Genomic DNA, 13,612 nt, shown 5'->3' on the forward strand with positions numbered 1-13,612 from the left:
TCCAACAAAAAAAGAGCTGTAATCAGCTCTATCCATTCGCGACTTCTTTATAATCATTATTTTTTTCATCACTTAACATTTGCATATATTTTTCATCTAATCCATCTGTTAATTGACCCCTATAATGCCAAATAGCTAAAAGGCATTTTTTAAATTTCTCAAGTATTCCGGCATTTTTTACTTTTATTGCAACGTCGATTAATTCATTTAATCCATTCTTGTAATCCTCTAGTTCACATTTTAAGAGAGCAGTTGCATAACAGTAATCTAAATATAATTGCTGTTGAAATAGATTTGAACTATTCGCCATATCAAAAATCTCTTTTTCATGTCTTTTTAATAACTGACATGCACTTTCAAATCTTCCTAATTTCACATATGCTTCTATGATTCTAGGTAATCCTACAAACAAATCTTCTCTATCTTTTAGCCATTCATAATATTCATCAGCACAATGTAATTCACCAAAATCTATCCTTGCAACAAATCGGTTGCCAATTGCAATGTCTGCAAAATATTGATTCACCTTTTCATATTTGTCTATTACGTTTAATACCTCTTTTAACGAATGACTTAATCTAGTTAAAGCGAAGCCTTGATAAACTAGACCATAGCCATAATATTTATCAAGACTGGCGATTTTCTCTAAACGTTTTGCGTAATGGAGAACCTTGTCCCAATCATTTAACATATAGTAGGTTGCTGTAATATATAAAAATGTTAATTCTTGAAACTCAGCTGGCATATAGCTTACATATTCTAATACATGAACGAGCGTGGATGGCCCTTCCTCCGTTAGTCTATTTACATAATACTTTCTAAAATAACTGATTGCTACTTCTTCAGAGGTTGGATCAGGCATATGGTGAATAATGATTTCATACAAAGGTAATGCCTCTTTTTCTTTCCCTTCCAAAAATAACTTTTCAGCGATATGAAATAAATTTTGTAGATTTTTTGTGCGAATTGTTTTTGACTTTTCCTCTAGCATAACTGTAATCATAAATTCTAGTTCTACCTTAAAACCGTTAATAGCACATTTATAAATAAAAGCTACACTTCTGCGTTTATCCAAGTATCGATTTTGATTAAAGCATAATTGAGTATATAATCCATAAAAAGTTCCTTCATCAAGACCAAATGCTTTGGTCAGAGCATCCAAATAATGCAATGATAGGGGTTTTTTATTATTAAAAACTCTACTGATATCACTTATATGAATCCCTGAATGTTTCGCTAAGTCTACTTTATTCCAATTTTTCACTTCCATTAAATTGAGAAATTCATATAATAGAATCTGGTTCATTAGGATACCTCACTATATTATGTCATCGTTAAATGTTTTTTTAATTAGGTAAACATTCCATTTAAACTGTCCAAATCCTCTTAATTAATGAAAAGATAATCTAGATGTAATAGAAGTAATTTTTGCATAGTTCAATTGTCATTGAATCAATAAAAAAAGCTCAAACCAAAATTTGGTTTGAACTTTTCCACTAAAGAAACTGTTTACTGATTCGAAGATAGCTCAGTTCTAATTTGCTGAACGATTTCAGGTTGAGCTGGTGCAGCTGGTTTATAGTAGCCCTTATTTAACGCATAATTGTATAAAGTTCTTTGACGTGCTTCGTCCTGGTTTCTAAGTTGAATTAAAGTTTGTCTTAATTCTGTATTATTGGATTCACTTATATATCCTGCATAACCCGTTAAGCTTGCATTAAGTCCTGCTAAGTAGTCATTTACCATATCTTTATCCTGTAACATGATTCTTTCCTCCTTACCCTAAGAACGATAGTAGTTGTTGACGTGATTGTCTTGCAGATTGAGCATCTCTTTGTAGCATTGCCTTTAATTCAGGATCAGTGCATTGATCTGCATATGTTTCTAATTTAGTAGCGATCGTACTATGTCCTCCGATAATATGACGCAGATTTTCAACTTCAAGTTCTGTTAATGATTGATTCATACTTCCATCTCCTTTCAAAGCATAATACTCTATTAATTTTCCTAAATGTGGAAAATCTATTCGTGAAAATAAGATTTGGTACAAACTACACGATTCCTTTTAACATTATATTTTCAAATTGAACAAAAAAAGCAAGAGAAATATCCTCTTACTTTTCGTAATCTATATATAATATCTAGTTAGTCTTGCTATAGGTGCGGAGTTCTCTTCGTAGAATTTTACCTGTACTATTTTTAGGCATCTCATTCATAAATTCTATTTCCTTAGGAACTTTGTATTTTGCTAATTGATTTTGACAAAATATGATTAAATCATCAGTACTTAGTATAAGATCATTACGAACAACGTAAGCTTTAACTTGTTCCCCAAAAATCGGATCAGGTACTCCAATTACAACCGCTTCTACAATCGCAGGATGCTTATAGAGTACTTCTTCTACTTCACGTGGATAAACATTATACCCACCTACAATAATCATATCTTTCATTCGATCAACAATATAAATATATCCATCTTCATCCATTTTCGCTAAATCTCCAGTATGAAACCAACCATTTTTAATTGAAGCGGATGTCTCATCTGGCATTCCTAAGTAACCAATCATAACATTTGGCCCTTTTACTATTAATTCACCTATTTCTCCTCTTGGTACTTCATTTCCATCGGGATCAACAATCTTATTCGTTACATTTGGAATATCTATTCCAACAGAGCCAACTTTTCTAATCCCTTTTAAAGGATTGAAAGCCGTAACAGGAGCTGTTTCTGTACAACCAAACCCTTCCAATATATTGACCTTATACTTTTCTTCAAATCTTTGAAGGACCTGGATCGGTAAAGACGCTCCACCTGATAAACAGATACGTAGTGTTTTAAATTGGTCAGCAGAATAACCCTCTAATTGTAATAAGATGCTATACATAGTAGGTACACCCGCAAAAAGAGTTACCTTTTCAGTCATTATTGTATGAATGACATCAGTTGGACTAAATTTTTCTGAGATGACTACTGTCCCCCCACATAATATAGGTGTATTGATGCAGACAGCCATACAAAAGATATGAAACATTGGTAGAACTGCTAATATCCGATCTTCTGATGTAAATTCTGTTAATTTTGCTATTGATTCTGCATTTGAAGATAAATTTCTATGTGAAAGCATTGCACCTTTAGGTCTTCCTGTCGTTCCAGAAGTATATAAAATGACCGCAAGATCCTCTTCAGTCGTAGATGGTAAATCATTATTACTTTTCTTTTCTAAAATCAATTGCTCCCAAGCTAATTCTAAATGATTCGTTTCTACGTAATAAACATGTTCTATCGAATTCACCTCTTTCACAAGAGACACAATTATTGTTTCTAACATAGATTGTGCGATAACAAGTTTCGTTTTACTATTAACAAGTATATATGAAATCTCTTCTTGACTATAAATTGGATTGATCGGTACTACAACACCTCCAGCACGAAGAATGCCAAAATATGAGATGATAAATTCAGGACAATTCCCCAAAATAATTGCAACTTTGTCACCTTTTTTTATTCCACTAGATGCTAGACTCCTTGCAAACCGATCAACATACTCATTTAATTCTCTATACGTTATTTTTTCATTTTCAAATAATATAGCTGAATGATTTGGATCAGTTTGAGCACTTTTTCTCAATCTCTCATTTAAATTCCAATCCATTAATATTCTTCCTCCTATTAATTAAAAAAGATTTCAATTTTTAGACTTAAGGCACCACCATAAAATTGATGATGCCTCACATTTAAATAAATTTATGAAACGCTTAAACTAGTACCTGAGACTTCTTTTGAAACTTTTGCAATTACTTCAGGAGGAATAGTAAAAAATATTCCACTTGGATCACTATGGACTTTGGCTACAATATAAGTCATATTTTCTACATCCACATTAAAATCAGCAAATGTATCTGGTAATCCTACTTTACTACGAAGATCACGAATGAATGAAATTACTTCTTCTAGACATTCCTCTGCTTTTGATGGAACATCATTTAATCCAAGTGCTTCAGCAAAACCATGGATTCTTTTTAAATAGAAAGGTGCAAGTGACTCCATAACATTTGGTAATAATACAGCATTGGCTAGTCCATGAGGAATATTAAATTTTGCACCTAGTGCGTGAGCCATATTATGAACTGGAATCGCGTTAAGTGATAGACTAAAAGCTGAAATCGCCATTGTGCTTGCCATTAACATATTCGCTCTTGCTGTTACATTTTGTCCTTCATGAACTGCTGTTTGTAAGTTGTCTACAATCATTCGAATTGCTTGAATCGCATATGCATCTGCCATTGGATTCGATTGTGGTGAGAAATACGCTTCGACTGCATGAGTTAATGCATCAAATCCTGTAAATGCAGTGATTTTCGGAGGTAATCCAACCGTTAATTCAGGATCTAAAATTGCCATATCTGCGCTAATAAATGGGTTTAATAGATTCGTTTTTATGCCTGCAATTTCATTCAAAATGACTGCAACAGGAGATACTTCTGCTCCAGTTCCAGCTGTCGTTGGAATTGCAATGTGCGGAATTGGAATATATTCAGCATCTGGCCAAAATTCCATTTTATTACCTACAAGAAGAACTTCACGGATATCGTTTACTTTTTTATGTAACATCCATTTGATCGCTTTAACAGTATCAAGTACACTACCTCCACCTACAGCAATTAATGTGTCACCATTACATTCATTAAAGAACCTAGCTCCTCGGTTAATAATTTCTCCCTTGGCATCTTGTTCAATGTCTTCAAATACGCCAACAAGTTGTACAGCACCAGGAACAATTTCAAATAACTCTTTAATTATTTTTGTAATCCCAGCTTGAGTAATCCCTTTATCTACAAAAAGAACAGCTCTTTTACCTCCTAGCCCTTTAATCATTTCAGGTAATAACGAACGCGCTCCTGCTCCACTATTGACAACTGTTCGAACTGAAAATTGAAAAAATGAAGTTACCATAGAATCACTCTTTTCTATTATTTTATTTAATTAAAAATCTATTTTTCTTATAATAAAATTCCGTACCACGGTTTTTGACTTAGTTCCGGGGTTAATGAAACATGAACATGTTTTACTTGTGTGTATTCATCTAATGCATATTTTCCAAGCTCACGACCAAATCCGCTTTGTTTATATCCACCAAATGGCGCATCACTTCTAAGCATATGCCAGTCATTAATCCAGACAGTTCCTGCTTTTATTTCACGAGAAACTTGAAGTGCCTTGTTTACGTCCTTTGACCAGACTCCAGCTGCCAATCCAAAGATCGTATCATTTGCAATTTCAATTGCTTCCTCAATCGTTGAGTAGCGAATGACACACAGGACTGGTCCAAAAATTTCTTCTTGAGCAATTTTCATTTTATTATTAACATCAGCAAAAATTGTAGGTTCAATAAAATATCCGTTTTCATAACCTTCACCAGTTAATCGTTTTCCACCGCAAACTAAACGTGCACCCTCTTTGATTCCTAACTCAACATAGGATAATACGGTATTAAGCTGCTGTTCAGAAGCCATTGGACCCATACCATTTTTCATATCTAGCTGGTTTCCAATTGTAATAGAAGATGCAAGATTACCAAGTCTTTCCACAACTTCATCGTAGATAGAATCATGAACTAAAAGTCTTGTACCAGATTCACAAAGTTGTCCTGAGTGTAGACAGAATCCAAATAAGCTTCCTGGAATCACGATATCTAAATCAGCATCTGGTAAAACGATTGATGGTGATTTACCACCCAATTCCAAAGTCACTCGTTTAACTGTTTCAGATGCCATTTGCATAATATGGCGACCTACTTCTGTTGAACCAGTAAAAGCAATTTTGTCTACGTGTGGATGAGTCGCTAATACTTCACCAACTGTAGCCCCAGGCCCAGATAGTACATTGAATACACCCGCTGGAACTCCAGCTTCAGTTGCTAACTGAGCTAGTTTTAGAGTAGATAGCGGTGTATTTGAAGCAGGTTTTACGACAATTGAATTACCCATTGCAAGTGCAGGTGCAATTTTCCACATTGCTAAAAGCATAGGAAGATTCCAAGGAGTAATTGCAGCTACTACACCAATTGATTCACGCCAAACTTGATTATTGCTTGGACCTGGGAATGGAATAACTGGTAAAGATTCTACAAACGGATATTCCATCGTAAATTTTGCAGTTTGTTGAAGTAAATCTACTAAATACAAAATATCAAGATTTGAAATTCTTCTTACAGTTGCGCCTGAACTAATTGCTTCCAAGAAAGCTAGTTCCTGAGAGTTCTCTACAATTTTATTTCCAAAATTAATTAAAATTTGTGCGCGCTCTTTAGGTGATTTTTTTGCCCACACACCTGAATCATAGGCTTTACGAGCAGAAGCAATTGCAGACTCTGTATCTTGTTTTCCAGCTTTTGCAACCTTAGCGATCACTTCACCAGTTGCCGGATTTTTCACATTAAAAGTTTCACCGCTTATTGCAGGCGTCCATTTCCCATCAATATAAAGTGGAAATTCCAATACTTTTACAGCTGTTTGCATAAAAAGCCCTCCTAAAATAGTTTTTAAAAAGACTCTGTTAAACTGAACATGTTGTATAACAATCTTGTTTTAACAGAGTCTAAATATAAGAGATTAAACTTTATTACCTAATGTTTCTTTAATTAAGGTGTAACGATATTTGGCCATGGATCAAACTTGTCCATGATTGACAATAATTCTTTAAATTTATCTTTATTTCCTGAAATAGAAATCTTACCGGCTGCTTCCATCTTATCTATGTCAGCCAAACCAAGCGCAATTAAGTAAAATGTTACTTTATCAACTGTTAATGTAGCGTCAGGGTTTGTAGCCTGTTGTCCTTGTTTATAGTTCACAACTGAATTACCTACATTGATTAAGTAATTCGTTTTTAAATCTGTTAATGACACATTAAAAACATACTGTTTACCTTCCGCTTTCGTCCCATTCAGTTTTATTGAGAAGAAATTCATAAAATCTTCAACTGGCATATTCATAAGCATATCTAGATTCATAGGATTCGGGCGTTTAGAGTCATCTTTTACAACACCTTTTCTAAGCTCTTGTGAACCAGTAAGATAGACATTACGCCATACTGAAGACTCTGCTTGATAACCTAATTGTTCGTATGCATTTGCAAGTAAGTTTTTTGCTTCAGTATTTTTCGGATTCGACATCACTACATGTTTCAATACTTCAGCTACCCAGCGATATTCACCTTTGCTATAATCAGCTTTAGCCAATTTCAAAATATTTTTTTCTCCGCCCATATACTTCACATATTTAGCTCCAGCTTCTAGTTCAGGAAGTGGATCTAAATCTGAAGGATTTCCACTATAGTTACCTAGATAAAAATTATATACAGCCTTCACATTTTGTTTTATATTCCCATAATAACCACGATTAGCCCAATACTTGTCTAAGCTTTGTGGGAGCTTGATTTTATCCGCGATTTCATCCGCAGTGTAGCCTAAGTTTGCCATACGTATCGTTTGATCATGAATATATTTATATACATCGCGTTGTTTTGTTAATTGCTCAATTACTCGGTCCTTACCCCATAACGGCCAGCTATGTGCAGTTACCATTACATCAATATCTTCTTTACCATACAAATCAATTGTTTGATCAAGTGCTTCTGTCCATTTAAGGGCATCTCTTGTCTTTGCTCCCCTTAATGTATAAATATTGTGTAATGTATGTCCTGTATTTTCTGCTACTACTAATGCTTTATAATCCTTGATGTAGTAATGCATTTCAGCAGGGGCTTCAGTATCAAAAGTTAATAAAAATTCAAATGTAAGACCATCTATTTGCATTGTTTGGACATCGTCTTTTATTTCAATAGTTGGCTGCAGATAGCTGAATGTTCCCGTACTTAAACCTGGTCCAATACCTGCTGTAACGAATCCTTTCTCATTTGCTGGTAGCAGATTACCAAATGAATAACCAGCACGACGGGACATGATATTACCTAAAAGTACATTTTCACTTAATGCTTCTTTATTAAATCCGTTTGGAGCTACGATTGGAACCTTAGTAGGATCTGTTGCATACTGGGCAACTCCTTTAATGCCACCAAAATGATCTGCATGACTATGACTGATTACTATTGCACTTACAGGTTGTTTTGGTCTATGTGCAAAATACAATTCCATCGCTTCTTTTGCAGTTTCAACTGTTGACATTGTATCCAACACAATTAATCCTGTTTTTCCTTCGACAATTGTCATGACTGATAGATCCAACCCACGTACCTGGTAAACCCCATCAACTACCTTAAAAAGACCAGTTGTATTTTGTAATTGAGCTTGTCTCCATAAACTTGGGTTAACTGTTGCCGCCGCAAATTTGTCCTCTTTTATAAACGAATATCGATTACTATCCCAAATTACTTGCCCAGTTGCATTTTTTATTGGTTTATTGTTTAGTGGTGCAATAAATCCTCTATGTGCATCTACAAAATCTTGCTTATCTGCAAAGTTTAATTCTTTATAAACCGAACTATTCTTTTGTGTTGTTATTTTTGTCGCCGATAAGGGAGCAGTATTTGTTGCGGCATCTGAGATCGATGTACTTAACATCAACGTAAGTGCAACAGGTACTGTTTTAGTGAACAAAAACTTTTTTGACATGTGCTTTCCACCTCGATAAATGAATTAAATTTGTAAAAGGAATTTATTATTTCTTTGATTTGTTGTATTCCGCTCCAATGCAACTTAATGACTAGTAGTATGTTTAACTTTAACTGTTTAAAATGCTCTTTTCTAAAAGAATGAAGAATGTTTAGTAGCTTTCAACTTCACATTTTATAAAATTATTTCTAACAATGTGGATAAACAAGAAAACGCTTGCAAAACATAAAAAATTAAGAGAACATTATGTATTGAATAATTTGTTGAATTTCACCCCTTCCATTTATTTTGAAAATTAAGAAATATTAGAATTAATTGTATTACTCGGAAGTTCCATAGTAAAATTAGAATTTGTAATAGGAAGTCCACAAATTTTAATACTTAATTTTAGAGGTTTTTTCATCATGAAACATAATTACTTAATTAAGGGTTTATGTAAAAAAGGTGGTCACAGTATGCACATACAAAAACTAGAAGTACTTGTTGAAGTCGCTAAAACGGGATCATTTTCTACAGCTGGGCAGAATCTTCATATAAGCCAATCTGGCGTTAGTCAAGATATTAAAAAGATTGAAGAAGAACTAGGGGTTAAAATTTTTGAACGATCTCGCTCTGGCGTCGTACAAACAAATGAAGGTTCAAAAATTATTCTTAAAGCAAATGAAGTTTTGTTAAAATATGGTGAATTAATTGATGAGGCAAGAAAAATATTAGATATACATTCTGGTAACTTTCGGGTATCTACTATTCCAGCTTTTATGACACATTTAATAAAACCATTAATGGAATTTAAGAATTTGTACACTAATTTAACTGTTGAAATGTCAGAAAATATTACTGAACTAACAGTTGAATATATTCAACAGAATAAAGCCGAAATCGGCTTAATTTGTATTTATGAGGATTTATTAAAAAATATAGAGAATTTACATGTAGATCACATTCTCGAAGGAACCATGAAGGTTTATGTAAGTAGTAAATCACCGTTTGCTTTAAAAAAATCGATCACACCAGAAGAAATCCTACAGCAAGATATTGTTTTGTATAATGGGGATTATGTAAAATGGTTCAGTAATCATTTTCAAAATTCTTTTGGAAAAATGAATATATTATTTTCTTCCAATCAAACAGAAGAACTATCAAGAACAGTTTCAACAGACATGGCCATCACTTTTGCTCCTGACTTTGCTATAAAAAATAATACTTATTTATTAGAAGGAAAAATTATTGAGCTTGATATCTTGAATTATGAACCTATAAATGTTTCACTCGGGTTAATTTACACAAAGAATAGACGACCTACTAAAATTGAAAAGCATTTTATTAAATTTCTTAAATCTGAATTGCAATATTATATAAATTAATCTTTTACAATAGATTTGGATGGGAAATGATACAGTAATTACATTTTTTGAAAATAGAAACAGCATGGAATACACTCCATGCTGTTTTTTCACTACTTTCTTAAATGATAAGGCACTGTCGTAATGACAACCTCTTTTTGTCTAATTAGCCATAATCGAAGTAATAGTGCAGTTTGATTGTGTAAAAGATTATGCCACCATTTTTTTGGAATAAATTGTGGTATCACAATTTGAATATGACTACTTGGTTCTTTTGCTTCAACTAGTTTAATAAACCTTGATAGCGGTTCTAAAACTGATCTATATTGGCTTTTTAGCACAACCAGTCGACAAGGAGTTCCCCATTCTTCCCACTTTTCTTCCATCTTCTCAATGGATTCATCATCGAAGCCTACATAAACCGCAATGAGATCTTCAGATACACTTTTTGCGAAAGAAAGCGTATTATGAACTACTCGATGTGTACCTGACACTAAAACAATGGTTACGACTTTATTCGTTTCTGGCTTAAAAGTATCTAAATCAATTCGTAATTCATTTGCTACATTTTGATAATGTTTATAGATTGCCAATGAAAATAAAATGATACCCGGTATAACGACCAACACAACCCATGCGCCATCTGAGAACTTAGTAACTGCGAATATAATCGTTACAATAGAAGTAACAAATAATCCAACTGCATTAATCGCTAATTTTATTTGCCAATTCGGTCCTTTCACTCGTTTCCATCTTCTCGTTAATCCAAATTGTGCAATCGTAAATGAAAGGAACACACCGATTGCATATAGTGGGATAAGAGAGTTTGTATGAGCTTGGAATGCAATAATGAGAATACTCGCTCCTGCTGCAAGTGCAATAATACCGTTAGAATAACCTAAGCGATCCCCTCTGTTCATTAGTCCTCTTGGTAAAAATCCATCTGCAGCTACAATTGCCGCTAACTGTGAAAATCCAGTAAACGTTGAATTTGCCGCCAAAATTAAAATAATAAACGTAAACCAAATAATAATTTGATACAGTATTCCGTGTCCAAAGTAAACCTGAATCAGTTGTGATAACATTGTATCGTTTGGATCAGGAGTAATTCCATTCACATATAAGTGGTAGGCATATCCAAGTAATGTAACCGATGTAATGACCCCAAGTGCTATATATGTTTTAATTGCATTTTTTTGTCTTGGTTCCCTAAATATTGGAACTGCATTGGAAATCGTTTCAATACCAGTTAAGGCAGAACAAGCTGAACTAAACGCTTTTAGTACGATTAATATACTTAGCCCTTCTGGAACTGTACCAAATGTAGGTGTATGATGCTGAACAAAACCATTTTGAAATTCATCAAAAAAGCCAGTAAATATTAAAAGTAACATACAGAGCATAAACCCAAATGTTGGCCATGCAAATATTTTTGCCGATTCCGCAACACCACGAAGGTTTACAACTAATAAGATAAAAACACAAAATATAGCTAAAACCGTTTCATAATGCGCGATACTTGGATACGCCGATGATACTGCCTCAAGTGCAGCCGAAACTGAAACCGCTACAGTTAAAATATAATCAACTAAAAGAGCACTTGAAGCGACGAGTGAAACCCATCGTTGTTTAAAATTATCTTTAGCAATTGCATATGCTCCCCCGCCATTTGGATATGCTAATATTCCCATAATGTATGAAATAATTAGAATGCCAAGTAGGATAACTGTTGCGATTGTGATCGGTATAATAAACCAACTTGCTTTTGAACCAAGTCCCATTAGCTCGGTTATTCCTGCCTCGGGACCGTATGAGACGGATGAATAAAGATCTGCAGCAAGGATTGGTAAAGCGATAAACCAAATCAATTTATTATGCTGTGCATTCATTTCAGAAGTCCTCATAGGTCTACCAATAAAGAATCGTTTGATACTACTAAAGTTTGAAATAGAATACCATATTGCTAAAATTGCTAAAATAAATAATCCAATTTCCATATAATCAGATGGGTGTTTCATATTTTTCTCCCCTTGTTTTCATATTAAGGCACAACAAAAAGACACTGGAGAATCCCCAGTGCCTAAAAAAGACATCATTAAGGAAACCTCCTTTTCACACGCTTACGAGGTTAGCTGTCGGATTCGGGCCTAAAAAGTAGCCCTACCTTTTAAAAAGGATTCACCCCAAGTGCATTTGCACAAAAAAATTGGTTCCCCCGCTTCAATTAAGAAAACATTTCTGCCATATCCAGCCCCGTTAAACATTAGATTATCTTTTTTGTTTACGAGGAGTTTGACACCATTGTTTCTTAATTAAACTCAGCGATCGTAGGTTATTAAATTTATGTTTCTATTTTCTAATGTATTAGAAGTTACATTAGAAGGTAACTAAAATGACATCATTTCAACTTGTAAACTAATAAACTATTTCACAAATTTACTTACTGACAACATTAACAGAAATTCGTTTTCCCCTTATAAGTTAACCCCTTCTTCCATATGACTATGGTCGAAAATCCTTTTGAACACAAAAAAGACACAAGGAGGATACCTAGTGTCTTTTTACGCACAAATAGGAACCTTCTCTTAACACGCTGACGAGGTTAGCTGTCGGATTCGGGCTTTAAAGAGTAGCCCTACCTTACTAAAGGATTCACCCCAAGTGCATTTGCACAAATTTGGTTCCCCCGCTCTAAAAAGATTAAGCGATCATAGGTCATTTAATTTTTTATTATGTTGGTTAATATACTACTGCAATTTGAATTTGTAAACGAAAATTTTTATAATTTATTTTCAAACCAATATAACTCGGGTGAAATTCTTGTTATTTTTTCAGTGAATATGTTTTCTAAATATAATAACTAGTTTGGGGTTATATAAAACAAATTCACCCTGTTTTTAAACTATCTCTTGAAAAAGCTTTACCTAAATAACAAAAATAACCGTTAATAAAGAAATGTAAAAAATAAATCCTTCAAATCTGACAGAAGTAAAATGAAACTAATTTTTTACTTCGTCACTAGTACTTATTCTCATATCTGGAGTTATCAATACTTTTCTATTTTTCACATCATATAATCCACTAGGCGTTATTCTAATAAAGGGTAGATGTGTTGCAGAAAAGAATAAAAGTGTAAAAGCAGGATCATCAAAGCGATAACCTCGTTCCTGAAGCAACTTTATCATTATTTTTTCTTCTTGTATTAAGGAGAGCATATTTAAGTTAGACATGATACCTGACAATGGTAATGGTATCTCATGTAAGGTCCTCATTCCTTCGGTTAGTACGATTCCTCCACCAATTTCTTTCAGTCTATCAAATGCTTTCATCATATCTACCTTATTTTTTCCTATGAGTATGATATCACCAGTTGTAGAATATGAACTTGCAAAGCCCTGTAGACGGTTCGCGAAGCCTCTTATCATCGTGTTGATTTTCCAAGTGCCATCCCTAGCAATCAGCATGAGAAAACATTCATCGTGGTTAATTGAAAGTTCTACACAGTCTAAATTTATCTCACTTACATAGGGCTTAGTAATTACATTATTTACTAATTCAATCCCATTTTGATTTGTGTAATCCAAATCATGCATATGTAAAGACCAGTTAAATTGTATTGGCGACATTTGAAAT

General features: G+C 33.7%; 9 protein-coding genes, 1 pseudogene and 2 riboswitches. Of the genes and pseudogenes, 1 reads left to right on the forward strand and 9 read right to left on the reverse strand.

The genetic code is table 11. The features are described 5' to 3' along the window. Positions 1-28 precede the first annotated feature (28 nt). The 7 genes from ACX6U0_RS05740 to ACX6U0_RS05770 all read right to left on the reverse strand — a co-directional run bounded on the left by ACX6U0_RS05740 (position 29) and on the right by ACX6U0_RS05770 (position 8,636). The gene (locus ACX6U0_RS05740; RefSeq protein WP_464959020.1) at positions 29-1,306 is read right to left on the reverse strand and encodes a helix-turn-helix domain-containing protein; all 1,278 of its coding nucleotides are present in this window, start codon (positions 1,304-1,306) and stop codon (positions 29-31) included. 203 nt (positions 1,307-1,509) lie between these two features. Next, positions 1,510-1,764: a spore coat protein gene (locus ACX6U0_RS05745; protein WP_464959021.1), complete on the reverse strand. Its 255-nt coding sequence runs from the start codon at positions 1,762-1,764 to the stop codon at positions 1,510-1,512. A gap of 13 nt (positions 1,765-1,777) precedes the next feature. After that, positions 1,778-1,966, reverse strand: a complete 189-nt coding sequence (locus ACX6U0_RS05750) for a hypothetical protein (RefSeq protein ID WP_464959022.1) — start codon at positions 1,964-1,966, stop codon at positions 1,778-1,780. 175 nt (positions 1,967-2,141) lie between these two features. Next, positions 2,142-3,656, reverse strand: a complete 1,515-nt coding sequence (menE, locus tag ACX6U0_RS05755) for an o-succinylbenzoate--CoA ligase (RefSeq protein WP_464959023.1) — start codon at positions 3,654-3,656, stop codon at positions 2,142-2,144. A 92-nt stretch (positions 3,657-3,748) separates the two neighbouring features. Then, complete coding sequence (locus ACX6U0_RS05760; protein WP_464959024.1) at positions 3,749-4,957, reverse strand: iron-containing alcohol dehydrogenase; 1,209 nt, start codon at positions 4,955-4,957, stop codon at positions 3,749-3,751. Between the two features lie 47 nt (positions 4,958-5,004). Beyond that, a complete protein-coding gene (locus ACX6U0_RS05765) occupies positions 5,005-6,522 on the reverse strand; it encodes an aldehyde dehydrogenase family protein (RefSeq protein WP_464959025.1) in 1,518 nt (505 codons plus the stop codon). Positions 6,523-6,644: 122 nt separating this feature from the next. Then, positions 6,645-8,636, reverse strand: coding sequence for an alkyl/aryl-sulfatase (locus ACX6U0_RS05770; RefSeq protein WP_464959026.1), 1,992 nt, complete (start codon positions 8,634-8,636; stop codon positions 6,645-6,647). 455 nt (positions 8,637-9,091) lie between these two features. Between ACX6U0_RS05770 and ACX6U0_RS05775 the strand changes: the two genes are divergently transcribed. Beyond that, positions 9,092-10,000: a LysR family transcriptional regulator gene (locus ACX6U0_RS05775; RefSeq protein ID WP_464959027.1), complete on the forward strand. Its 909-nt coding sequence runs from the start codon at positions 9,092-9,094 to the stop codon at positions 9,998-10,000. Positions 10,001-10,092: 92 nt separating this feature from the next. Here the strand turns inward: ACX6U0_RS05775 and ACX6U0_RS05780 are convergent, their stop codons facing one another. Beyond that, positions 10,093-11,997 carry an APC family permease gene (locus tag ACX6U0_RS05780; protein ID WP_464959028.1) on the reverse strand — a complete coding sequence of 635 codons (1,905 nt, stop codon included), beginning with the start codon at positions 11,995-11,997 and terminating at the stop codon, positions 10,093-10,095. 84 nt (positions 11,998-12,081) lie between these two features. Beyond that, a riboswitch (cyclic di-AMP (ydaO/yuaA leader) is annotated at positions 12,082-12,224 on the reverse strand. A gap of 330 nt (positions 12,225-12,554) precedes the next feature. Beyond that, positions 12,555-12,696: riboswitch (cyclic di-AMP (ydaO/yuaA leader) on the reverse strand. Between the two features lie 282 nt (positions 12,697-12,978). Further along, positions 12,979-13,551 (reverse strand): annotated as a pseudogene (locus ACX6U0_RS05785) (adenine deaminase C-terminal domain-containing protein); the annotation flags it as partial. Between the last annotated feature and the right edge of the window lie 61 nt (positions 13,552-13,612).

It is taken from the genome of Gottfriedia sp. ABJ_BB2_2 (assembly GCF_055484705.1).

Excerpts from the sequence above, each read along its gene's own strand:
- ACX6U0_RS05740 (WP_464959020.1), bottom strand. The coding sequence starts at position 1,306 with ATGAACCAGATTCTATTATATGAATTTCTCAATTTAATGGAAGTGAAA.
- ACX6U0_RS05745 (WP_464959021.1), bottom strand. The coding sequence starts at position 1,764 with ATGTTACAGGATAAAGATATGGTAAATGACTACTTAGCAGGACTTAAT.
- ACX6U0_RS05750 (WP_464959022.1), bottom strand. The coding sequence starts at position 1,966 with ATGAATCAATCATTAACAGAACTTGAAGTTGAAAATCTGCGTCATATT.
- menE (WP_464959023.1), bottom strand. The coding sequence starts at position 3,656 with ATGGATTGGAATTTAAATGAGAGATTGAGAAAAAGTGCTCAAACTGAT.
- ACX6U0_RS05760 (WP_464959024.1), bottom strand. The coding sequence starts at position 4,957 with ATGGTAACTTCATTTTTTCAATTTTCAGTTCGAACAGTTGTCAATAGT.
- ACX6U0_RS05765 (WP_464959025.1), bottom strand. The coding sequence starts at position 6,522 with ATGCAAACAGCTGTAAAAGTATTGGAATTTCCACTTTATATTGATGGG.
- ACX6U0_RS05770 (WP_464959026.1), bottom strand. The coding sequence starts at position 8,636 with ATGTCAAAAAAGTTTTTGTTCACTAAAACAGTACCTGTTGCACTTACG.
- ACX6U0_RS05775 (WP_464959027.1), top strand. The coding sequence starts at position 9,092 with ATGCACATACAAAAACTAGAAGTACTTGTTGAAGTCGCTAAAACGGGA.
- ACX6U0_RS05780 (WP_464959028.1), bottom strand. The coding sequence starts at position 11,997 with ATGAAACACCCATCTGATTATATGGAAATTGGATTATTTATTTTAGCA.